This is a genomic window from Pseudomonas arvensis, assembly GCF_056688935.1.
The window spans coordinates 5,803,409-5,824,023 of record NZ_CP162038.1 but is presented as its reverse complement, the minus strand read 5'-3'; the positions used below and the strand labels follow the sequence as shown (position 1 = coordinate 5,824,023).

Annotated in this window: 20 protein-coding genes and 1 riboswitch; of the genes, 10 read left to right on the top strand and 10 right to left on the bottom strand. The window is 60.6% G+C overall.

Annotated elements, in window-relative coordinates:
• The first annotated feature begins 1 nt into the window (after position 1).
• From AB3G88_RS26520 to AB3G88_RS26510, 3 genes are read left to right on the top strand one after another with little or no spacing between them, the layout of a single operon-like run.
• Entirely contained in the window at positions 2-1,249 is a 1,248-nt protein-coding gene (locus tag AB3G88_RS26520; RefSeq protein WP_480452372.1) for a D-amino acid dehydrogenase, read from the top strand.
• Positions 1,250-1,259: 10 nt separating this feature from the next.
• Positions 1,260-1,610 (top strand): RidA family protein, encoded by a 351-nt coding sequence (locus AB3G88_RS26515; protein ID WP_480452369.1) that lies wholly within the window; start codon positions 1,260-1,262, stop codon positions 1,608-1,610.
• Positions 1,611-1,626: 16 nt separating this feature from the next.
• Positions 1,627-2,529 carry a transporter substrate-binding domain-containing protein gene (locus AB3G88_RS26510; RefSeq protein WP_480452368.1) on the top strand — a complete coding sequence of 301 codons (903 nt, stop codon included), beginning with the start codon at positions 1,627-1,629 and terminating at the stop codon, positions 2,527-2,529.
• Positions 2,530-2,602: 73 nt separating this feature from the next.
• On the opposite strand, the gene AB3G88_RS26505 is transcribed toward AB3G88_RS26510, so the two are convergent.
• Positions 2,603-3,322, bottom strand: a complete 720-nt coding sequence (locus tag AB3G88_RS26505; RefSeq protein WP_158879140.1) for a 16S rRNA (uracil(1498)-N(3))-methyltransferase — start codon at positions 3,320-3,322, stop codon at positions 2,603-2,605.
• A 32-nt stretch (positions 3,323-3,354) separates the two neighbouring features.
• Positions 3,355-4,761 (bottom strand): adenosylmethionine--8-amino-7-oxononanoate transaminase, encoded by a 1,407-nt coding sequence (locus AB3G88_RS26500; RefSeq protein ID WP_112192651.1) that lies wholly within the window; start codon positions 4,759-4,761, stop codon positions 3,355-3,357.
• A gap of 272 nt (positions 4,762-5,033) precedes the next feature.
• On the opposite strand from AB3G88_RS26500, the gene AB3G88_RS26495 reads away from it, so the two are divergent.
• Together AB3G88_RS26495 and AB3G88_RS26490 are read left to right on the top strand one after the other, a co-directional pair.
• Entirely contained in the window at positions 5,034-5,585 is a 552-nt protein-coding gene (locus tag AB3G88_RS26495) for a cytochrome b (protein WP_112192650.1), read from the top strand.
• Between the two features lie 32 nt (positions 5,586-5,617).
• Complete coding sequence (locus tag AB3G88_RS26490; RefSeq protein WP_480452364.1) at positions 5,618-6,196, top strand: YceI family protein; 579 nt, start codon at positions 5,618-5,620, stop codon at positions 6,194-6,196.
• Between the two features lie 94 nt (positions 6,197-6,290).
• Here AB3G88_RS26490 and rhlE2 read toward each other — a convergent pair whose 3' ends face one another.
• From rhlE2 to ahcY, 5 genes are all read right to left on the bottom strand, one after another.
• Complete coding sequence (gene rhlE2 / locus AB3G88_RS26485; protein ID WP_099585806.1) at positions 6,291-8,177, bottom strand: RNA helicase RhlE2; 1,887 nt, start codon at positions 8,175-8,177, stop codon at positions 6,291-6,293.
• 222 nt (positions 8,178-8,399) lie between these two features.
• Positions 8,400-9,191: a substrate-binding periplasmic protein gene (locus tag AB3G88_RS26480; RefSeq protein WP_099585805.1), complete on the bottom strand. Its 792-nt coding sequence runs from the start codon at positions 9,189-9,191 to the stop codon at positions 8,400-8,402.
• A gap of 63 nt (positions 9,192-9,254) precedes the next feature.
• Positions 9,255-10,337, bottom strand: coding sequence for a hypothetical protein (locus tag AB3G88_RS26475; protein ID WP_480452361.1), 1,083 nt, complete (start codon positions 10,335-10,337; stop codon positions 9,255-9,257).
• An 83-nt stretch (positions 10,338-10,420) separates the two neighbouring features.
• Positions 10,421-11,266, bottom strand: coding sequence for a methylenetetrahydrofolate reductase [NAD(P)H] (metF, locus tag AB3G88_RS26470; protein ID WP_480452359.1), 846 nt, complete (start codon positions 11,264-11,266; stop codon positions 10,421-10,423).
• A gap of 178 nt (positions 11,267-11,444) precedes the next feature.
• Positions 11,445-12,854 carry an adenosylhomocysteinase gene (ahcY, locus tag AB3G88_RS26465; RefSeq protein ID WP_480452357.1) on the bottom strand — a complete coding sequence of 470 codons (1,410 nt, stop codon included), beginning with the start codon at positions 12,852-12,854 and terminating at the stop codon, positions 11,445-11,447.
• 21 nt (positions 12,855-12,875) lie between these two features.
• Positions 12,876-12,982: riboswitch (S-adenosyl-L-homocysteine riboswitch) on the bottom strand.
• Between the two features lie 198 nt (positions 12,983-13,180).
• Here ahcY and AB3G88_RS26460 point away from each other — a divergent pair.
• The 3 genes from AB3G88_RS26460 to AB3G88_RS26450 all read left to right on the top strand — a co-directional run bounded on the left by AB3G88_RS26460 (position 13,181) and on the right by AB3G88_RS26450 (position 16,561).
• Positions 13,181-13,585, top strand: coding sequence for an acyl-CoA thioesterase (locus AB3G88_RS26460; protein ID WP_099585803.1), 405 nt, complete (start codon positions 13,181-13,183; stop codon positions 13,583-13,585).
• Positions 13,586-13,685: 100 nt separating this feature from the next.
• Positions 13,686-15,602, top strand: a complete 1,917-nt coding sequence (locus AB3G88_RS26455; RefSeq protein ID WP_480452354.1) for a patatin-like phospholipase family protein — start codon at positions 13,686-13,688, stop codon at positions 15,600-15,602.
• Positions 15,603-15,673: 71 nt separating this feature from the next.
• Positions 15,674-16,561 carry a formate/nitrite transporter family protein gene (locus AB3G88_RS26450; protein ID WP_158879138.1) on the top strand — a complete coding sequence of 296 codons (888 nt, stop codon included), beginning with the start codon at positions 15,674-15,676 and terminating at the stop codon, positions 16,559-16,561.
• On the opposite strand, the gene AB3G88_RS26445 is transcribed toward AB3G88_RS26450, so the two are convergent.
• Complete coding sequence (locus AB3G88_RS26445; protein ID WP_480452352.1) at positions 16,555-17,814, bottom strand: cation:proton antiporter; 1,260 nt, start codon at positions 17,812-17,814, stop codon at positions 16,555-16,557. The genes AB3G88_RS26450 and AB3G88_RS26445 overlap by 7 nt on opposite strands.
• A 185-nt stretch (positions 17,815-17,999) precedes the next feature.
• Here AB3G88_RS26445 and AB3G88_RS26440 point away from each other — a divergent pair, with 185 nt between their 5' ends.
• Complete coding sequence (locus AB3G88_RS26440; RefSeq protein WP_099585798.1) at positions 18,000-18,386, top strand: MAPEG family protein; 387 nt, start codon at positions 18,000-18,002, stop codon at positions 18,384-18,386.
• A gap of 53 nt (positions 18,387-18,439) precedes the next feature.
• Here the strand turns inward: AB3G88_RS26440 and mltA are convergent, their stop codons facing one another.
• On the bottom strand, positions 18,440-19,627 hold the full coding sequence (mltA, locus tag AB3G88_RS26435) for a murein transglycosylase A (RefSeq protein ID WP_480452349.1): 1,188 nt from the start codon (positions 19,625-19,627) through the stop codon (positions 18,440-18,442).
• A gap of 128 nt (positions 19,628-19,755) precedes the next feature.
• Between mltA and AB3G88_RS26430 the strand changes: the two genes are divergently transcribed.
• Positions 19,756-20,205 carry a c-type cytochrome gene (locus AB3G88_RS26430; protein ID WP_099585796.1) on the top strand — a complete coding sequence of 150 codons (450 nt, stop codon included), beginning with the start codon at positions 19,756-19,758 and terminating at the stop codon, positions 20,203-20,205.
• Positions 20,206-20,211: 6 nt separating this feature from the next.
• Here AB3G88_RS26430 and AB3G88_RS26425 read toward each other — a convergent pair whose 3' ends face one another.
• Positions 20,212-20,607: a DUF1090 domain-containing protein gene (locus AB3G88_RS26425; protein ID WP_099585795.1), complete on the bottom strand. Its 396-nt coding sequence runs from the start codon at positions 20,605-20,607 to the stop codon at positions 20,212-20,214.
• Positions 20,608-20,615: the final 8 nt, after the last annotated feature.

Sequence of the window (20,615 nt, the reverse complement as noted above, 5' to 3'; positions counted from 1 at the left end):
GGTGGCAGCGATGGTGTGCATCATTGGCGGTGGGGTGATCGGTTTGGCCAGCGCCTACGCGTTGGTACGCGCAGGCCATGAGGTGACAGTGATCGACGCCCGCGACAGCCTGGGCAGCGAGACCAGTTACGCCAACGGCGGGCAGTTGTCCTACCGTTATGTGGCGCCGCTGGCCGACGCCGGTGTGCCGCTGCAAGCGATTGGCTGGCTGTTGCGCGGCGATTCGCCGTTGAAGCTGCGCCCGCGCCTGGACCCGCAACAGTGGCGCTGGATGGCCGCATTCATTGGCGCCTGCCGTGGCTCGGTGAACACGCGTAACGCGGCCCACCTGCTGCGTCTGGCCTCCCTGAGCCAGAGCACCCTGCAACAATGGCGTGTCGACGACCGCCTGGGCGACTTCGATTGGCGGCGCAACGGCAAGCTGGTGACGTTTCGCACTGCCGACACGTTTGAGCGAGCGCGCAATAAGGTCACCGATGTCCTGCAGCAACAGGTTCTTTCCACGCTGGATTGCGTCCGCCTGGAACCTGCACTGGCCCACGCGGCGCAGGGTTTTGTCGGCGGTATCTACACGCCGAATGAGGAAGTGGCGGACTGTCATGCCTTTTGCCAACGGCTGGCGCAGCGGCTTGAAGCTTCGGGGCGCTGCACCTTTATGCTGGGGCGCAAGGTGACCGGGATTCGTCACGCCGACGGTGCAGTCACGGCCATCGAGTTGGGCGATGACGTGATGTCGGTCGAGCAACTGGTGCTGGCGGCCGGGCATCGCAGCGCGGAGCTGGGGTTGCCGGGGTTGTCGCTGCCGTTGTATCCGCTCAAGGGCTACAGCCTGAGTGTGCCGATTGGCCCGCAGCATCAGGCGCCGAATGTGAGCATCACCGACTACGACCGCAAGATCGTCTACGCACGCATCGGCGAACAACTGCGGGTCGCGGCGATGGTGGATATCGTCGGCTTCGATGCCGGCCTTGAGCCCAAACGACTGGCGCTGATGAAACGTCAGGCTGTCGAGACATTTCCTACAGCGGGTGACTACGACCATGGGGTGGAATGGGCCGGCATGCGCCCCGCCACGCCTACCGGTGTGCCGCTGATCGGCGCCAGCGTCTATCGCAACCTGTGGCTGAACCTGGGCCATGGCGCGCTGGGCTTCACCCTGGCGTGCGGCAGCGGCCACTTGTTGGCCGAACTGATCGGCCAGCGCACACCGTCCATTGATATGCAGGGCCTGGCGCCCCGCGCCGCTTGAGGATGCACACATGACCATCAACCGAATCAGCAGCAACGAGCGTCTTTCGGGTGCCGTGACCTATAAGGACTTGGTGTTCCTATCCGGCCAGGTGCCGGGTGACGGTCAGGATGTAGCGACACAAACCCGCGAAGTGCTGGCCAAGATCGACGAGCTGCTGGCCCATGCGGGCAGTGACAAGGATCACCTGCTCAATGCAACCATTTACCTGAAAGACATCTGCACCGGCTTTGCACCGATGAACGAGGAGTGGTCGGCGTGGCTGTCGCCGGGGATGGCGCCCACTCGCACCACCTTGCAGGCGGAGCTGGCACGGCCGACTGTGCTGGTGGAAATCAGCGTCATTGCTGTACGTAAATAACCAACGGAGCATAACAATGAAAAAAATCCTGTTGACCGGCTGTACATTGGGGCTGTTGTTCGGGGCTCAGGTTCAGGCCAATGAACCGGCGCTGAACGGCACGTTGAGCAAGATCGCCAACGCCAAGTCCATCACCCTGGGCTATCGCGATGCGTCGGTGCCGTTTTCCTATGTGGGGGATCACAGCGGCAAGCCCATGGGCTATTCGGTGGACCTGGCGAGCAGGATTGTCGAGCGCGTCCAGCAGAAAACCGGGTTGGCGGACCTCAAGGTGAAGTACAACCTGGTGACGTCCCAGACCCGAATTCCGCTGGTGCAGAACGGCACCGTCGACCTGGAGTGCGGCTCCACCGGCGTGACCGCCGAGCGGCAGAAGCAGGTGGCGTTTTCCTATGGGTTTATCTACGTGAAAGGCCAGTTACTGACGGCCAAAGACAGTGGCATCAAAGGCTTCAGCGATCTTGCGGGCAAGAACGTGGTGACCACCGCCGGCACTACCAACGAACGTTTTCTCAAGAGCTACAACGCCCAGCACAAAACCAATATGTTCGTGATCAGCGCCAAGGATCACGGCGAGGCGTTCAAGATGCTGGAGACGGGCCGCGCAGTGGCGTTCTACATGGACGACGCGCTGCTCTATGGCGAGCGCGCCAAAGCCAGGGACCCGCACAATTGGGTCGTGGTGGGCGAGGAGCAGTCGCGGGAGATCTACAGCTGCATGGTGCGCAAGGACGATCCGCAGTTTCTCGCGGTGGTCAACGAGACCTTGGGTGAGTTGTACCGCAGCGGCGAGATCAACGGGATCTACCAGCGCTGGTTTGAACAACCGATTCCGCCCAAGGGCCTGAACCTGGAGTTCCCGATGACCAGTGAGTTGAAGGCGATCATTGCCAAACCGGTCAGCGACCCTGTCGAGTAAGACGGGGTAACCCAATCCAAATGTGGGAGGGGCAAGCTCCCTCTCACATTTTTGACTGGGTTGGCAAAGACGGTTAGAAGTCGCCCCAGAGTTGTTGGGCGACGGCCAATGCGACGACGGGCGCGGTCTCGGTGCGCAACACCCGCGGACCCAGGCGCGCTGCATGGAAGCCGGCACTTTGGGCAGTGTCGACTTCATGGTCGGTCAAGCCGCCTTCCGGCCCGATCAGGAAGGCCAGGCTCGACGGCTTGACATGGCTGATCATCGGCTCGGCCACCGGGTGCAGCACCAGCTTGAGGTCGGCTTCGGCCTGTTTCAGCCAGTCCGCCAGCAACAGCGGTGGGTGAATCAGCGGCACCGTGGAGCGTCCGCATTGCTCACACGCACTGATCGCCACTTGGCGCCAGTGCAGCAGGCGCTTGTCGGCGCGTTCGTCCTTGAGGCGCACTTCGCAGCGGTCGCTGAAAATCGGCGTGATTTGGTTGACCCCCAATTCAGTGGCTTTCTGGATCGCCCAATCCATGCGCTCGCCTCGGGACAGGCCCTGGCCGAGGTGGATGTGCAGCGGCGATTCAGCCTGGCCGTTGAAGCTTTCGGTGAGGTTTACGGTGACACGTTTTTTCCCGACCTCCAGCAAGGTGCCGCGAAACTCCTGGCCGGAGCCGTCGAACAATTGCACGGCATCGCCGTCGACCATGCGCAGCACGCGGCTGATGTAGTGCGCCTGGGCTTCGGGCAGTTCATGGTCACCGAGGCTCAGCGGGGTGTCGGTGAAAAAGCGGGACAGTCTCATGTCTGTTCTCTGAAGAATTTAGGTAGGAGCCATCAGCCCGGGTCGCGAAAGCCTGGGTGGAAGTCTGTTGGCACGGCGACGCTGACCTTGCTGTTGGTCGCGATATCGATGCCTTCGCTGGCGACGGTGGCGAGGAAGTCGATCTGCTCCGGCGTAATCACATACGGCGGCAGGAAATACACCACGCTACCCAATGGCCGCAGCAGCGCGCCACGTTCCAGGGCGTGTTCGAACACCTTCAAGCCACGGCGTTCCTGCCACGGGTAGGCGGTCTTGGTGGCCTTGTCCTGGACCATTTCGATGGCCAATACCATGCCGGTCTGGCGCACTTCCGACACATGGGGGTGATCGACCAGGTGGGCAGTGGCGGTAGCCATGCGCTGGGCCAGGGCCTTGTTGTTTTCGATGACGTTGTCTTCTTCGAAAATATCCAGGGTTGCCAGGGCCGCCGCGCACGCCAGCGGGTTGCCGGTGTAGCTGTGGGAATGCAGAAAGGCGCGCAGGGTTGGGTAGTCATCGTAGAACGCGTCGTAGACGTCGTCCGTGGTGACCACGGCCGCCAGCGGCAGGTAGCCACCCGTCAGGGCCTTGGACAGGCACAGGAAGTCCGGGCGGATGCCGGCCTGCTCACAGGCGAACATCGTGCCGGTACGGCCGAAGCCTACGGCGATTTCGTCGTGGATCAGGTGCACGCCGTAGCGGTCGCAGGCTTCGCGCAGCAGCTTGAGGTACACCGGGTGGTACATGCGCATGCCGCCGGCGCCCTGGATCAGCGGCTCGACGATCACGGCGGCGACGGTGGCGTGGTTTTCTGCCAGGGTCTGTTCCATGGCCAGGAACATGTTGCGCGAGTGCTCTTCCCAGCTCATGCCTTCGGGCCGCAGGTAGCAGTCCGGGCTTGGCACCTTGAGGGTGTCGAGCAGCAGCGCCTTGTAGGTCTCGGTAAACAACGGCACGTCGCCCACCGACATCGCCGCGATGGTTTCGCCGTGGTAGCTGTTGGTCAGGGTGACAAAGCGTTTTTTGTCCGGCAGGCCGCGGTTGAGCCAGTAGTGGAAGCTCATCTTCAGGGCGACTTCAATGCACGACGAACCGTTGTCAGCGTAGAAGCAGCGGGTCAGGCCTTCGGGCGTCATCGCCACCAGGCGCTCGGAAAGCTCAATCACCGGCTGGTGGCTGAAGCCGGCGAGGATCACGTGTTCCAACTGATCGACCTGGTCCTTGATGCGCTGGTTGATGCGCGGGTTGGCGTGGCCGAACACGTTGACCCACCAGGAACTGACGGCGTCGAGGTAGCGCTTGCCTTCGAAGTCTTCCAGCCAGACGCCTTCACCGCGCTTGATCGGGATGAGCGGCAGTTGCTGGTGGTCTTTCATCTGGGTGCAGGGATGCCACAGCACGGCGAGGTCGCGTTGCATCCACTGGTTGTTCAAGCCCATCGGTGATCTCCTCGAAGCGGTCCTGCGAGCGGCGCAGGCGAAACAATCGCGCAAGCCTATGCAATGGTGGCCTGGGTCACAAGCCATTGTCGGGAATTCGGAGTAAACGCAGGACGGACTGTCACGTTTCTTAGGAATAGTCCTTAATCCTTGGTTAACTTATTGTGCATACGCTCCAGATCGTATTTCTCGATATTTCAAAGCGAAATTTTCCGCTTTAATTCGATAGGTAAAACGCTAATCTTGGGCGCGGCTCTTACGGGATTAAGTACATGCAGCTACGTAACTCTCCAGCCCGTTACGGCTGGGTCAGTATGATTTTGCACTGGGGCGTGGCCCTGGTTGTATTCGGTCTGTTCGCCCTGGGCTTGTGGATGGTCGGGCTCGACTACTACAGCGCCTGGCGCAAAGATGCGCCGGACCTGCACAAGAGCATCGGTATCACGCTGTTCGCCATCATGCTGGTGCGTATCGTCTGGCGCCTGCTCAGCCCGCCACCGCCACCGTTGGCCAGCTACAGCCGCCTGACCCGCCTCGGTGCTGCGTTTGGCCACGGGTTCCTCTATTTCGGCCTGTTTGCCGTGATGATTGCCGGTTACCTGATTTCCACCGCAGACGGTGTCGGTATCCCGGTGTTTGGCTTGTTTGAAATTCCTGCCGTGGTTTCCGGTCTACCGGACCAGGCAGACAACGCAGGCCTGGTGCATCTGTACCTGGCCTGGGTGCTCGTGGTCTTCGCTGGCCTACATGGCGTGGCTGCGTTGAAACACCACTTTATCGATCGTGATGCGACCCTCACGCGAATGCTGGGGCGCAAAGCCTGATGTTCAACCTCGACTCACAAGGAATATAAAGCATGTTGAAAAAGACACTCGCTGCTCTGGCACTCGGTACTGCTCTGCTGTCTGCCGGTCAGGTGATGGCCGCTGACTACAAAATCGACAAGGAAGGCCAGCACGCCTTCATCGACTGGAAAATCAGCCACCTGGGCTACAGCTTCATCCACGGTACCTTCAAGGACTGGGATGGCTCGTTCAGCTGGGATGCCGCCAAGCCTGAAGCCAGCAAAATCGCCGTCGACGTGAAAACCGCCAGCCTGTGGTCCAACCACGCTGAACGTGACAAGCACATCGCCAGCAAGGACTTCCTGGACGTTGCCAAGTTTGCTGATGCCAAGTTCGTGTCTACCGCTGTTAAGTCCACCGGCGCAAAAACCGCTGACGTGACTGGCGACCTGACCTTCCACGGCGTGACCAAGCCTGTGACCTTCAAGGCCACTTTCAACGGTGAAGGCAAGGATCCATGGGGTGGCGAGCGCGCTGGCTTCAACGCCACCACCACGCTGAACCTGAACGACTTCGGCATCAAAGGCCCAGGCCCGTCGTCGCAGACTGTTGACCTGGACATCTCGCTGGAAGGCGTCAAGCAGAAGTAATTTCTGCCCACAGCAGGGCTCATCTGTTTTTGCTGAGTCCAAAAAAATGCCCCGTCTCGAAAGAGGCGGGGCATTTTTTATGGTGCTTTAAAACTCAGCGGTTGCGGGTCAGCAGCGCTGGTTTTTCACCACGAGGGCGGCCTGGCAGTTGATCCAACTGCTCAGGTGTCGGGAAGCGGTCAGCTTTCGACTCCTTGTGGATGATCTTCGGCGCCGGGCCACCGCGCGGGTTTTGCACGGCTGGCTCGGACGAACGAGGTTGGTCGTCACGGGCCGGTCGGCGGTTGTTGCTGCGCGAGTCTTCACGACGGGCCTGGCCGTCACGCGGTGCACCGCTACGCGGGCCGCTGCGCTTGGCAGGTGGAGTGCCGGTGGTGCCGCCGCTGCTGTTGCGCGGACCGTTTTGGCGAGCGCCCTGTGGCTGGCCGCCACGGGGTGCGCCCGTGCCTGCGCCCTGTGCTGGCGCACCTGGACGACGACCACGGCCTTGGGCCGGTTTGGCCTGGGGTACGTAGTCAACGCGGTTACCGAAGTTATCCACGTCGTCGTCGAGGAACTCGTCCGGGGCACGGTCGGCGGTAGCGCGGGGCGGCTGGCTTGGCTGACGCTGTTCGCGGGCCGGGGTCCCTTCGCGGGGTTTCTGCTCGCGGGCAGGGCGTTCGCCACGGCCGTTGGCGGGCGCTTTTTCCTTGCCGCCTTTGTCTTTGCCTTTGTCACGACGACCACCGCCGCCACCGCCGCCGTTCGGGCCATCGCCCTTCGGACCGCGTGGGTTGCGTGGGTTACGCACGTCCGGACGTTCGCGCACTTCAGGCTTCTCGGCCTCTACGGCGCTGGCATCGAAGCCCATCAGGTCGCCGTCGGCGATTTTCTGCTTGGTCATGCGCTCGATGCTTTTCAGCAGTTTTTCTTCGTCCGGTGCGACCAGGGAAATGGCCTCGCCCGAACGACCGGCACGGCCAGTACGGCCGATACGGTGTACATAGTCTTCGTCGACGTTTGGCAGCTCGAAGTTGACCACGTGTGGCAACTGGTCGATATCCAGGCCGCGTGCGGCGATATCGGTTGCTACCAGGATACGTACGCTGCCGGCCTTGAAGTCAGCCAGGGCCTTGGTGCGCGCGTTCTGGCTCTTGTTACCGTGGATGGCGACGGCGGTGAGGCCGTGCTTGTCCAGGTATTCAGCCAGACGGTTGGCACCGTGCTTGGTACGGGTGAACACCAGCACCTGTTCCCACGCGCCGTGGGTGATCAGGTGGGCCAGCAGCGAGCGCTTGTGGCTGGCGGCCAGGCGGAACACGCGTTGCTCGATACGCTCGACCGTGGTGTTCGGTGGCGTGACTTCGATGCGTTCCGGGTTGTGCAGCAGCTTGCCGGCCAGGGCGGTGATGTCCTGGGAGAACGTTGCCGAGAACAGCAGGTTCTGACGTTTGGCCGGCAGGCGGGCGAGGACTTTTTTCACGTCATGGACAAAACCCATGTCGAGCATGCGGTCGGCTTCGTCCAGCACGAGGATTTCCACGTGGGACAAGTCGACGCTGCCTTGGCCGCACAGGTCGAGCAAGCGACCAGGGCATGCCACCAGCACGTCAACACCACGGGACATGGCCTGAACTTGTGGGTTCATGCCGACGCCGCCGAAGATGCAGGCGCTGACGAACTTCAAGTCGCGGGCGTACAGCTTGAAGCTGTCGTGCACCTGGGCGGCGAGTTCGCGGGTAGGGGTCAGGACCAGTACGCGCGGTTGGCGCGGGCCGTGACGCTGGGATTTGTCCGGGTGACCATTGGGAAACAACCGCTCCAGAATCGGGAGGGCGAAGCCGCCGGTTTTACCAGTACCTGTCTGAGCCGCAACCATCAGGTCGCGACCTTGCAACACGGCGGGAATGGCCCGCTGTTGCACCGGAGTAGGCTCGGTATAGCCCGCTGCCTCGATGGCGCGGACTAAAGCCTCGGAGAGACCGAGGGAAGCAAAGGACATGAGTAATCCTGTTTTAGTTAGGGCTTGGCCCAAAGGGATAATCTTGCCGGGCGTGAATGGCGCTTAGGGGAGCGCAATCCCGTCCGGTCCTGCTGCGTCTGGCGGGCACTCCACCGGCTCGCGCGGGCTTCAAAGCTGCGCAGTAGCGGGGTTGGGTGCCTTTTTCAAGACCTCAGCGGCCGGGCGTAAGCCTGGCGGGAAGGCCGGAGTATAACAGAGCAATCACGGCGCGCCGCTTTCCTGCTGCTCAACGGCGTGTCCGAACGCTGTAAACGCTTGGATTCCACCATATTTGACGCTCAATTGCGTATAGGCCGGCTCCTGTTTGAAGCGTTTGAGCTCGGCGGCAAAACGTTGCACCAACAGGTCCATGCCCGCGCCACGGCGTACGGCGAGGTATTGTTGCTGGCGGCTGACCACCACGGGGGCCTGGCTGACTTTGTTTTCCAGGCCCAGTGCCTTGATCACGTGCTGGCCCACCCGGCGGTCGGTGATCAACAGGTCGATGCGCCCCAGCAGCAATTTGCCGAAGTTGGCTTCATGGCTGGGGGCCGGCTCGCGGTTGAATTCGGTGGAGTCGATAAAGGGCGAACCGTACAGGTAGCCTGGCGACGTGCCGACCGTGAGGCCGCGCAGCTCGTCAAGGCTTTGGATCGGATGCGGACGTTCGTTGGCGTAGAACATTACGAACTCCACCTGCGACAGGGGTTCGCTGGGGTACAGCAACAGCGCGTCGCGGTCGTGGCTGTGGAAAATATCCAGCGCACCGTCAGCATGACCTTGATCAAGCATGGCCAGGCAGCGCTTCCAGGGCAGGAACTGCCATTGCACCTCGACCCCCAGGCGCTGGAATACGATCACCGTGGTTTCGTAGTCCAGCCCGTGCATGGCGCCGTGTTCCTCATAGACATAAGGCGCCCACGGCTCGGTGACAATACGCAATTTCTCGCCGTAAGCGGCCAGGCTCAGGCAAGTAAAAAATGCAGCGGTCAACAGCTTCAGAATGACGGGCATACCCTGAGGTTACGACGCCCGTGAGCTAAAGAGAAGCTCTGGCGCAAGCTTCTGCGGGCGCTGCTATTTTGTGGGCGAGGTCATCAGGTGTTCGTAGATGGCTGCACGTCGCTCGCCGAGAATCAGCCGCACCACAGGGTTGGCGAACCAATGTTCGAGTTGGTGCGCGTCGACGGGGGATTTCTGGCGTTCTTCCTGGTTCTGCAGCGCCTTGTCCCACCAAACCGGGCCACAGGCTTGGTCGAATTCATTTTCGTGCTCGTAGCAGCCGTAGAGAATCTCGCGGATGAACTGCTGCTTGCGCTTGGGCAGCGCCAGGGTGATCAGCTTGTACATCAAGCGTTGCAGGCGTGGCGGACGGGGCAGGTGCGCGGAGACCTTGCGTGTATCGGCCAGGGCCTGGGCGCAGAGCGGGTCGGCGGCGTGCTTGGTCACCCACGCCTTGACCTTGGCCCGGAACAACTGCTTGCGGCTCCAGTAGTGATGGATGAGGTCGGGGCACTGGCGGACGTCGAGTGTGCGGTACGCGGCCACCGACAGGCAGAACTCTTCCAGGGTGTAGGCGCCGCGGGCCATGGGGAACAGTTCGTCCATCAGCTCGATCGAGCAATCCAGAATGTGCGCGTCTTGCCGGGTCAGGCCCATGACGCCGGAGTTGAGCAGCCACATTTCGTCGTCGGCCAGGCCTTTGTCGGCCAAGTGTTTGGCCAGGGCTTCATACAGCACGCTTTCGTGGTTATCGCCGTACTTGGCGTGGAAGGCATTGCACAACACGGCGCCAGGTGCGACGCGTTCGAACAGCGCCATGGGCGAATCGTGGAAAAACGTGTCGGTGTCGATCAGCAGCGCCCGTTCAGCCGTTTGCAGCACCTGGCGCAACAGCACATGTTTGGTGCGGAAGTGGTAGCCGTGGGGCTCGCTCCAGCGCTGGCGCGTCGCGTCGTCCAATACATGGACCTGCACCGGCAGGCCACGGTAGGGCGCCGGATTGTCGCTGAAGACTTGGATATCCAACGGCATGTCCTGGGGGCCGCCCAGGTGAGAAAGGGCACTGGCGATACTGAATACGGCTTCCTGATGGTAGGTCTCGGCGCCGAATACCAGGTAGATCAGCTGCGGGCGGGGAGTCGGGGGCGCTGTATTCATTTACTGCTGGTTTCCTTTCCGAGGATATACAGGCAAAAAAAGCCCCCGTGATAACGAGGGCCGGGTACTGCTATTAAACTGGCCTAGCGTGGCAGTTTAAGGTTGTTCCAGATAGCAAGGCTCGGCTCAGCCTGGTTCAGGGTATAGAAGTGCAACCCTGGTGCGCTACCTTGTAACAAACGCTCACACATTTCGCTGATGACCTGCTCACCGAACGCCTGGATGCTCTTGACGTCGTCGCCGTAGGCTTCCAGTTGCTTGCGTACCCAGCGTGGAATCTCGGCACCGCAGGCGTCGGAGAAACGCGCCAGCTTGCTGTAGTTGGTGATCGGCATGATGCCCGGCACGATTGGGATGTTCACACCCATCGCCCGTACACGCTCGACGAAGTAGAAGTAGCTGTCGGCGTTGAAGAAGTACTGGGTGATCGCGCTATTGGCGCCAGCGTTGGCCTTGCGCACGAAGTTTTGCAGATCGTCTTCGAAATTGCGCGCTTGAGGATGCATCTCCGGGTAAGCCGCCACTTCGATATGGAAGTGATCGCCGCTTTCTTCGCGGATGAAGCTCACCAGGTCATTGGCGTAGCGCAGCTCACCGCTGGCCATGCCCATGCCGGAGGGCAGGTCGCCACGCAGGGCGACAATGCGCTGGATGCCGGCAGCCTTGTATTGGGTCAGCAGGCCGCGCAGGTCGTCCTTGCTGTCGCCCACGCACGACAAGTGCGGAGCGGCGGGAACTTTGACTTCGCTTTCGAGCTGCAACACGGTGTTGATCGTGCGATCACGTGTCGAACCGCCGGCGCCGTAGGTGCAGGAGAAAAAGTCAGGGTTGTAGCTGGCCAACTGCTTGGCAGTCGCCATCAGTTTTTCATGCCCAGCATCGGTCTTGGTCGGGAAGAACTCGAAGCTGTAGCGACGGTCTTGGGACATGGTCATACCCTTGGAAGCTCATAATTGCGCAATATGCACACCGTCGATGTGGGAGGGGGCTTGCTCCCGATAGCGGAGTGTCAGTTAGTAAATATATCGACTGACCTACCGCCATCGGGGGCAAGCCCCCTCCCACATTAGAAGCCCGCCCCCACTAGGAGAGCAGGCAGCAGGCATATCAGTAGCGGTAAGCGTGCGGCTTGAACGGACCTTCAACGGTCACGCCGATGTAGTCGGCCTGAGTCTTGGTCAGTTGAGTCACTACGCCGCCGAAGCCGCTGACCATTTCCAGGGCCACTTCTTCGTCGAGTTTCTTCGGCAGTACTTCCACGGTCAGGCGCTCTGCTTTCTGGGCAGGCGACAGGTCGGCGTATTTCTGGCCGAACAGGAAGATCTGGGCCAGTACCTGGTTGGCGAACGAGCCATCCATGATGCGGCTTGGGTGGCCAGTGGCGTTACCCAGGTTAACCAGACGGCCTTCAGCCAGCAGGATCAGGTAGTCGTCGTTCTGCGGGTCGAAATCGCCAGCACCGGTACGGTGAACCTTGTGCACCTGTGGCTTCACTTCTTCCCATGCCCAGTTCTTGCGCATGAAAGCGGTGTCGATTTCATTGTCAAAGTGGCCGATATTGCAGACAACGGCGCGCTTCTTCAGGGCTTTGAGCATGTTTGCGTCGCAAACATTCACGTTGCCGGTGGTGGTCACGATCAGGTCGATCTTGCCCAGCAGGGCCTTGTCGATGCTCGCTTCGGTGCCGTCGTTCTGGCCGTCGATGAACGGCGAAACCACTTCGAAACCGTCCATGCAGGCTTGCATGGCGCAGATCGGGTCAACTTCGGAGACCTTGACGATCATGCCTTCCTGACGCAGGGACTGGGACGAACCCTTGCCCACGTCACCGTAGCCGATCACCAGGGCTTGCTTGCCCGACAGCAGGTGGTCGGTGCCGCGCTTGATGGCGTCGTTCAGGCTGTGACGGCAGCCGTACTTGTTGTCGTTCTTGCTCTTGGTCACCGAGTCATTGACGTTGATGGCCGGGATTTTCAGCTCGCCCTTGGCCAGCATGTCCAGCAGGCGGTGTACGCCAGTGGTGGTTTCTTCGGTGACGCCGTGGACGCGGTCCAGGATCGCCGGGTATTTCTTGTGCAGCAGCTCGGTCAGGTCGCCGCCGTCGTCGAGGATCATGTTGGCATCCCAAGGCGCGCCATCTTTGAGGATGGTTTGCTCCAGGCACCACTCGTACTCTTCTTCGGTTTCGCCTTTCCAGGCGTAAACCGCGATACCGGCAGCAGCGATCGCAGCGGCGGCCTGGTCTTGAGTCGAGAAGATGTTGCAGGACGACCAACGCACTTCGGCACCCAGGGCAACCAGGGTTTCGATCAGTACGGCAGTCTGAATGGTCATGTGGATACAGCCGAGAATCTTCGCGCCCTTGAGCGGTTGCTCGCCGGCATACTTGCGACGCAGGCCCATCAGGGCTGGCATCTCGGATTCGGCGATAAAGGTTTCGCGACGGCCCCAGGCGGCGAGGGACATGTCGGCGACTTTGTAGTCGGTGAAATCTGCAGGCGTGTTGACAGCGCTCATGAAGAGCCTCCATTCGTAGTGTGCGAATGGGCGCCGTTGTGCGTTTAGTATCAGGCCAGGGGAATCAGGCCGGACAACGCCCCATCCGAGCCTGACAGGTTGAACCTGCTGCAGCGCCCCTCGGACAGGTGGCGGGAGAACGGTATCAATTGAAAATGACCGTTTTGAAACGGGGGCGATTATAGCCGTGTGCGCCAGACTTCCCAAGCCTTTCTGTCGGCGGCATGAAGATCGTTCATGGGCTTGATAGGCAATGGCTCATAGAGCTTGGGCCTGGGCTCTGCCATGATGTTGCCCATCATTCGGCAAGACGCTTTGGAGTGACCATGAACTTCCACACCCGCAAATGGGTAAAACCCGAAGACCTCAACCCCAACGGCACCCTGTTCGGCGGTAGCCTGCTGCGCTGGATCGACGAAGAAGCAGCTATCTACGCCATCGTCCAACTGGGCAACCAGCGGGTGGTGACCAAATACATTTCCGAAATCAACTTCGTCAGCGCGTCGCGCCAGGGCGACATTATCGAGTTGGGTATCACCGCCACCGAGTTCGGCCGCACCTCCATCACGCTGACCTGTGAAGTGCGCAACAAGATCACCCGCAAAAGCATCCTCACCGTGGAAAAAATGGTCTTCGTCAACCTCGGCGAAGACGGCCTGCCGGCCCCTCACGGCCGTACAGAGATCAAATACGTGAAAGACCAGTTCCAGGATGACAGCCTTCGTGAATAACACGGCAGCGCTTGGATTTTAATTACCGGATCATTCTGCGTGGATCTTTTAGTAGCGTGCTCATCACTCAGTCTCACACCCTGCAGTGAGAGGCTTGCGTATGAAAGTGTCCGGTTCCGTTCATCAGGTTCAGCCGCCGTTGCCTTGTCCTTTGGACCCAAGCACTAGCACCTCGTTGGTCGAGGGTCTAGGGCCCCGTAAGTTGAGCCTCTATCGCGACAGCAGTGGCGCAGTGGAGGTGGTTTTGTCACCGCCTGCGCCTGGACACCTGGTGCTCAGCGGTGGCGGTGCCAAAGGTGTGGCCTTTTCCGGGATGACGCAGGCGCTTGAAGATGTCGGGAAAATGCAGGGTATCAAAGTGGTGTCCGGCTCATCCGCGGGGGCGATTTCTGGCGTATTGCTTGCCAGCGGAATAGGCGGCAAGGCGTTCGATAGCCTGCTGGATCGTATCGACCTGCCCGGTTTGCTCAACAGCCAAGACCCGGTAACAGCCTGGTTGCAAGATGCAAGTTCGACCCTTGGAAAGCTCGCCAAGCGACTGCCTGGTCCGGTTGGTAATATTTCCCAGCTCTTATTGACCATGATGCCGCGCCTGCAAAGCGAGGCACCCCTATTGGTAGAGATGATGCGCAATGAGTCGCGCAAATCAATTCTCGCCCATATCGCCGACACGCCCAGGGCCACCCGGCCAGCAGAACTCATGAAGATTGCCGACCGGCTCAGTGCCGGAGGGGCGCCCACCTTTCGCGATCTTGAGGTGTTGAATCGCGTTATCCCTGCAATCAAGCAACTCAATATCACCGGCACAGCTATGTTCGACGGTCGCCCGCAGTTGGTGGTGTTCAACGCCAACCTGACCCCAGACATGGACATCGCCCGCGCTGCCCATATTTCGGGTTCGTTGCCGATGCTGTTCAAGAGCCCGGTCGAGCAGGGCCAAGGATTTCAGCAGGGTTCAGAAGTTACGGCCTTTCGCGATGGTGGGCTGCTCCTCAATACCCCTGCTCCCAATGTCATTGACCGTTCGTTGCCAGAGAGCATCTGGAACAGAGACGAGCCGCTGATCGTCCAATTCGAATCCGAAAAGCCTGCAACGCCGCAAAAAAGCGGTGGTTTTTTCAGTCATCTGGTCGACACCTTTACCGATACTCCGCACACGGCGGCCGAGGCTTATCAAGATGATCGGCTCAAAACACTCGCTGATCAGACCGTGACGTTGCCGCTGAACACCACAAAAGGTGACTTCCGCGGCCTGCTCAATGGCACCGTCAACTTCACCATGACCCCTGAACAGAAAAATTATCTGCAGGCGCTGGCGCGTCAAGCGGTAGCGGCCCATCTGGAAAGGCGTGACACAACACGTGAGCATCATCCGTTCGCCTCATTGGAAAGTGCGCTGTTGGCGATGGATGATGAAGTCATCACCCGTGTTCAGGGTCACTTGGAGAATGATCCGGCTGCCGGAGCCGTACTGAAGTTTCGCGAGGATGCTTACGAGGCGTTGGGGGTGCTGGACGGTGCGATTACGGATGACAATCAATCTGCAGGAGCGCTTGCGCTCACGCCGAAGTTGGCATCGGCACTACGTAACCTGGACGCACTTGCTCGTCGGCCCGAACAAGTCGAGTGGCTGGGGCAGCGCCTTAATGCCGGTGGGCAGCGTAACTTCCAGCAGCTTTTGCAGATGGGCGCCATGCAGGCATTGGTTAAAACGCCAATCTCCAAGGTCATGACCAGTGCCGTCGCCGAAATGCAGAGGCGTGATCTCGCGGTGAGGGCTGAGAACTTCACCCGTGAGGTCATTTACCCATCGCAGTACCGTCCGGGCCAGCCAGATGCCAATGTCGAGTTGTTGCAAGCGGCGGCGCGTGACTTGGCCAAAGCGACCACGCCGGCAGCATTCAACCGCGTGCTTGACGGCATTGTTCAAAATTACGGAGCACGCAATAAACCCTGGGGTAAGCCGGTCAATTCCACGACGGTGGAACAGGCCAGGGCCTGGCGTATTCCGGTTTAGTGACCTGGCCACTGAACAGCCATCGCTGGGGCGTGTCGTAGCTACAGGCACCCCTTGGACTCTGGACCATCATGGCCAAACACGAAGACGGCAAAACTCCCAACCTTTCGCAGGAAGAGCAGCAGGATGTGGACGATAACCAGCCACCCCGTGCAGCGGTGCTGCATGAAATCATCCGCACCCAGGGTGACCAGGAACTGGAGCGCAACGTGGCCGCCTTGTGGTGGTCGGCATTGGCCGCCGGGTTGACCATGGGCCTGTCGCTGATGGCCATGGGCCTGCTCAATTCACGCCTGCCCGAGGGTGAAGCATTCAAGGTGATTGCCAGCTTCGGCTACTGTGCGGGCTTTCTGGCGGTGATTCTTGCGCGCCAGCAACTGTTCACTGAAAACACTCTTACCGCCGTGCTGCCGGTCATGAGCAAGCCAACTCTGGCCAATGCCGGGCGTCTGCTTCGGCTGTGGTCAGTGGTGCTGGTGGGCAACCTCTGCGGCACCCTGTTGGTGGCCTATGTGATGCTGCACCTGCCGATCTTCGATACCAAGACCGACATGGCCTTCCTGGAGATCGGGCGCAAGATCATGGAAAACGACCCCGGTCAGATGTTCGCCAAGGGCATCATCTCCGGCTGGATGATCGCCACCATGGTGTGGATGATTCCATCGATGGAAAGCGCCAAGATGTGGATCATCATCCTGATCACCTACCTGATGGCGCTGGGGGATTTCACCCATATCGTGGTGGGTTCGGCAGAAGTGTCTTATCTGGTGTTTGCCGGCGAGCTGCCGTGGAAGGATTTCTGGCTGGTGTTTGCCGGCCCGACACTGGCCGGCAACATCATCGGGGGCAGCTTTATCTTTGCCTTGATCAGCCATGCGCAGATTCGCAGCGAAGGCAGCCTGCCGGGCAAGAAGGCTGCGGACCCAAGGCATCCGCAGCGTATCGACCAGGATCAGTGAACGTCAGGCGTGGCCTGGGCCTCGTCCCGCGTCACGCGCTTGACCAGCTTGCCGATGCTCAACCCCTGCAACAGGATCGAGGACAGCACCACGATGTAGGTGATGCTCAGCAGCAAGTCGCGCTCCGGGCCCAGTGGCAGGGCCAACGCCAATGCCACCGAAACCCCGCCGCGCAAGCCGCCCCAGGTCAGGATGCGGATGGTCCCGCGCGGCACCGCGCGCCAGCGGCGCAGCAGCAGGATCGCCGGGGCTACGGTCAGCAAGCGCGAAAGCAGGATCGCCACTGCCAGCAAACTGGCCGCAAACACGTGCAGCCAATTGAACGGCAACAGCAGCAGTTCCATGCCGATCAGTGCAAACAGCAAGGCGTTGAGCATGTCGTCGAGCAATTCCCAGAAACCGTCCAGGTAGCGCCGGGTCATGTCGTTCATCGCCAGCTTGCGCCCCAGGTTGCCGATGATCAGCCCGGCCACCACCATCGCAATCGGTGCAGAGACGTGCAGCTCGGTGGCCATGGCCGAGCCGCCGATCACCAGGGCGAGGGTCAGCATGACTTCGATCTGGTGCTGTTCGATGCTCTTGATCATCAGGTACACCAGGTAGCCGATGAGCCCGCCGAACACCACGCCGCCAACGGCTTCGTGGACGAACAGCATGGCTGTGGCGCCCACGGTAGGCGTCTCGCCCAATTGCGCGATGCCCAGCAGGACGGTAAAGACCACCACCGCTGTGCCGTCGTTGAACAGTGACTCGCCGACGATGGTGGTTTTAAGCGGTTTCGACGCATTGGCAGTACGCAGCACACCCAACACCGCAATCGGGTCGGTGGGTGAGATCAGCGCGCCGAACAGCAAGCAGTAGAGGAAACTCACGTGCCAGCCGAACAGGGCAAAGATGTAGTACGCCAGGCTGCCGATCACTACCGTGGCGATCAGCACGCCGAAGGTTGCCAGCAGGCCGATGGGCCAGCGGTAGCTGCGCAGGTCGCTGAGGTTGACATGCAAGGCACCGGCGAACAGCAGGAACGACAGCATCCAGTTCATCAGCAGGTCGCCGAAGTCGATCTGGCCTATCAGTTGCTGGATGCGTTCCTCCAGGCCGGGGTAGCCGAGCACGCTCAGGCCTTGCAGGATCAGGGAAAACAGCAGGGCCGTGACCATGACGCCGATGGTGGGCGGCAGGCCGATAAAGCGGAAGTTCACGTAGGTGAGCAGGGTGGTGAGGCAAATGAAGGCGGCGACAAGTTCAAGCATCCGGGGTCCTTGGAGTGGAAGGAAGATCAGTGATGAGTGGGGGGATGGACCGCAGCAGCGGCATGAGGTTGCACCGCGCACGATAGAACCTTTTGGTGCGGGGCGGCTCTTAGCGGGTAAGTGCGGTTTGGTATGTTTAGTGCTAAAACTCTAATCGCTGTTTAAAACGACAAAAGGAATGAGTGATGACGGTCGCTTTCTGGTGTGTGTTGATCGCAATTTTTCTGCCTTACCTGTGTACGGGTGTGGCCAAGTTCAGCCAGGGCAAGTTCGGGCCTCGGCAGAACCACGACCCGCGTGCTTTTCTGGACACCCTGCAAGGGGTTGCCAAGCGTGCCCACAGTGCGCAACTCAACGGCTTTGAAGTCACCCCGGCGTTTGCGGCGGCGGTGATTATCGCGCATCTGGCCGGTACGGCCGAGCTGGTGACCATCAATGTGTTGGCCGTGCTGTTTATCACCAGCCGCCTGCTGTACATCATTTGCTACCTGGCCGACTGGGCGATACTGCGCTCGGTGGTGTGGTCTGTCGGCATGGCGTTGATTGCGAGTTTCTTCTTTGTCTCGATCTGACCTGTGACGCAGATCCACTTGTGGGAAGGGGCTTGCCCCCTCCCACATTTGACTTAGAGGGTCTCCGGAACCTGTGGCAACGCCGCGCCCTTGGGCCACAACATCCAGATTTGCCCTTGCTGCTTCATATTCCCGGCCAGTTCACCTGCCGCATCGCCGGTGCCCCAGAACAAGTCCGCACGCACTTCGCCGGTGATTGCACCACCCGTATCCTGTGCCGCAACCGGACGTGCCAACGGCGTGCCGTCAGGCTTGGTGGTCGACAACCACAACAAACTGCCCAGCGGAATCACCTTGCGATCCACCGCCACGCTGTAGCCGGCGGTCAACGGCACATTCAGCGAACCGCGTGGGCCTTCGTTGCTGTCGGGGCGGGCGCTGAAGAATACGTAGCTGGGGTTGCTCGCCAGCAACTCCGGGATTCGCTCCGGGTGCGCCTTGGCCCAGGCACTGATGGCGCCCATGGTCACGTCTTCTTTCTTCAGCTCGCCTTGCTCCACCAGCCAGCGGCCGATAGGGCGGTAGGGGTAGCCGTTCTGGTCGCCGTAACCGACGCGCAGTTGACGCCCGTCTTTGAGTTGAATGCGCCCCGAGCCCTGAATCTGCAGGAATTGCAGGTCCATCGGCTGGGTCAACCAGGCAATCGGCTTGGCGCTGGAGCCTTGGCCGTTGATGGCGCTGGCATCGTCGTAAGGCTTTAGCACGCGGCCTTCCAGGCGACCGCGCAGACGCTTGCCCTTGAGTTCCGGGTAGATGCTTTCCAGGTTGACGATGATCAGGTCATCCGGCACGCCATACACCGGCACATGGGCGGTGGCGTTCTTGGTCAGGCTGCCGGGGTAGACCGGTTCGTAGTAGCCGGTGATCAAGCCGTTTGGGGTGTTATCAGCCGAGCGCAGCCCGAACACATCCAGGCGCTCCTTGAGAAAACCGCGCACCGCTACGGCATTGCCCGGCACGCTGGCTGCCGCCGCGCAGGTCGCACCCCATACCGGGTCGGCCTTGAGGCGTTGGCAAGCGCTGCGCCAGGATTCAAAGCCGGCCAGCAGGTCGCTGTCGGATACCGTCGGCAGCGCTTCCCAGGGGGCGCTGACGTAAGTGGCAACGGCATGGGGTTTGGCTGCTTCATCTTTAGCTGTGTCTTTACCGGTGTCCTTGCCTGCGTCGCAGCCGGCCAGCAGCGCAATCATCGGCAGAGCCCACGCCAGACGGCGGCTCCAGGGTTTCAACATGAGACTCATACACGTATTTCCTGAAACGATTGCCCGCGCCTTGGCGCTCTTGGGCAACCCTTGTTATTAATAGGGCTATTGGTCTTTGCGGGCGGGGCGAGGATACTGGCCGCCGTTTCCCGTGACCCTGAGCCACCATGACTTTTAAAAAAATGACGGTTGTACTGTTGGCCTGCCTGGCGGTGTCTGCCTGCGGTGGCGTCGATCCGAATTCGCCCCTGGGCCAGCGCAAGGCGATCTTCAAGCAGATGCTCAAGACCGGCGAAGACCTGGGCGGCATGTTGCGTGGACGCATTCCGTTCGACGGCGCGAAATTCGCCGAAGGCGCGGTCAAGCTCGATGCGTTGTCCCATGAACCATGGAAGCATTTTCCGAGCGTGCGCGAGCAAGATCACACCAGCGCCAAGGATGACGTGTGGCAAAAACAGGCGCAATTCCAGCAATTGGCTCGCGACCTGGAAGCGGCCACCGGCGAGTTGGTGATCGCCAGCCAGGTGCAGCCCTACAAGGCCAGTAACCTTTCGCCTGCCGTACAGAAAGTCGAAGACGCCTGCAGTGCCTGCCATAAACAGTTTCGTGACCACTGACCGGTTTTACTGGTCGAGTTCTTCCACGGCGTCCTGCAGTTCCTTGCGGGACTCGGCGAGTTTGTCCTTACGTTTGTTGATCTTCTCCGAGTCGCCTTTTTTCATCGCCTTGTCGAGGTCGGCCTGACGGCGGCTGACCTCGTGCTTGGCGTCGAGCACTTTGTTTTCCCGCTCCTTTCTCAACGAGGCGTCGGTGCAGTTGGCGGTGACTTCGCTCAAGGCTTTTTCCAGGCCGGCCTGTTGGGCGCTGTTGCCGTGGGCCTTGGCTTGTTCGATCTGGGTGCTGATGGCCTGGCGCTTGGCGGCGCAGCCGGTGAGTTGGGGGGCTTCTTCAGCGGCCAGCAGTGGCGTGGCCATGAAGCTTGCGACGGTCAGCAGGGCAAAAGGGGCGAGGAATTTCATGTGGAGCT

Bases quoted from the DNA above. Each gene is read 5' to 3' on its own strand.
- AB3G88_RS26515 (WP_480452369.1), top strand. From the start codon at position 1,260: ATGACCATCAACCGAATCAGCAGCAACGAGCGTCTTTCGGGTGCCGTG.
- AB3G88_RS26510 (WP_480452368.1), top strand. From the start codon at position 1,627: ATGAAAAAAATCCTGTTGACCGGCTGTACATTGGGGCTGTTGTTCGGG.
- AB3G88_RS26505 (WP_158879140.1), bottom strand. From the start codon at position 3,322: ATGAGACTGTCCCGCTTTTTCACCGACACCCCGCTGAGCCTCGGTGAC.
- AB3G88_RS26500 (WP_112192651.1), bottom strand. From the start codon at position 4,761: ATGGGCTTGAACAACCAGTGGATGCAACGCGACCTCGCCGTGCTGTGG.
- AB3G88_RS26495 (WP_112192650.1), top strand. From the start codon at position 5,034: ATGCAGCTACGTAACTCTCCAGCCCGTTACGGCTGGGTCAGTATGATT.
- AB3G88_RS26490 (WP_480452364.1), top strand. From the start codon at position 5,618: ATGTTGAAAAAGACACTCGCTGCTCTGGCACTCGGTACTGCTCTGCTG.
- rhlE2 (WP_099585806.1), bottom strand. From the start codon at position 8,177: ATGTCCTTTGCTTCCCTCGGTCTCTCCGAGGCTTTAGTCCGCGCCATC.
- AB3G88_RS26480 (WP_099585805.1), bottom strand. From the start codon at position 9,191: ATGCCCGTCATTCTGAAGCTGTTGACCGCTGCATTTTTTACTTGCCTG.
- AB3G88_RS26475 (WP_480452361.1), bottom strand. From the start codon at position 10,337: ATGAATACAGCGCCCCCGACTCCCCGCCCGCAGCTGATCTACCTGGTA.
- metF (WP_480452359.1), bottom strand. From the start codon at position 11,266: ATGTCCCAAGACCGTCGCTACAGCTTCGAGTTCTTCCCGACCAAGACC.
- ahcY (WP_480452357.1), bottom strand. From the start codon at position 12,854: ATGAGCGCTGTCAACACGCCTGCAGATTTCACCGACTACAAAGTCGCC.
- AB3G88_RS26460 (WP_099585803.1), top strand. From the start codon at position 13,181: ATGAACTTCCACACCCGCAAATGGGTAAAACCCGAAGACCTCAACCCC.
- AB3G88_RS26455 (WP_480452354.1), top strand. From the start codon at position 13,686: ATGAAAGTGTCCGGTTCCGTTCATCAGGTTCAGCCGCCGTTGCCTTGT.
- AB3G88_RS26450 (WP_158879138.1), top strand. From the start codon at position 15,674: ATGGCCAAACACGAAGACGGCAAAACTCCCAACCTTTCGCAGGAAGAG.
- AB3G88_RS26445 (WP_480452352.1), bottom strand. From the start codon at position 17,814: ATGCTTGAACTTGTCGCCGCCTTCATTTGCCTCACCACCCTGCTCACC.
- AB3G88_RS26440 (WP_099585798.1), top strand. From the start codon at position 18,000: ATGACGGTCGCTTTCTGGTGTGTGTTGATCGCAATTTTTCTGCCTTAC.
- mltA (WP_480452349.1), bottom strand. From the start codon at position 19,627: ATGAGTCTCATGTTGAAACCCTGGAGCCGCCGTCTGGCGTGGGCTCTG.
- AB3G88_RS26430 (WP_099585796.1), top strand. From the start codon at position 19,756: ATGACTTTTAAAAAAATGACGGTTGTACTGTTGGCCTGCCTGGCGGTG.
- AB3G88_RS26425 (WP_099585795.1), bottom strand. From the start codon at position 20,607: ATGAAATTCCTCGCCCCTTTTGCCCTGCTGACCGTCGCAAGCTTCATG.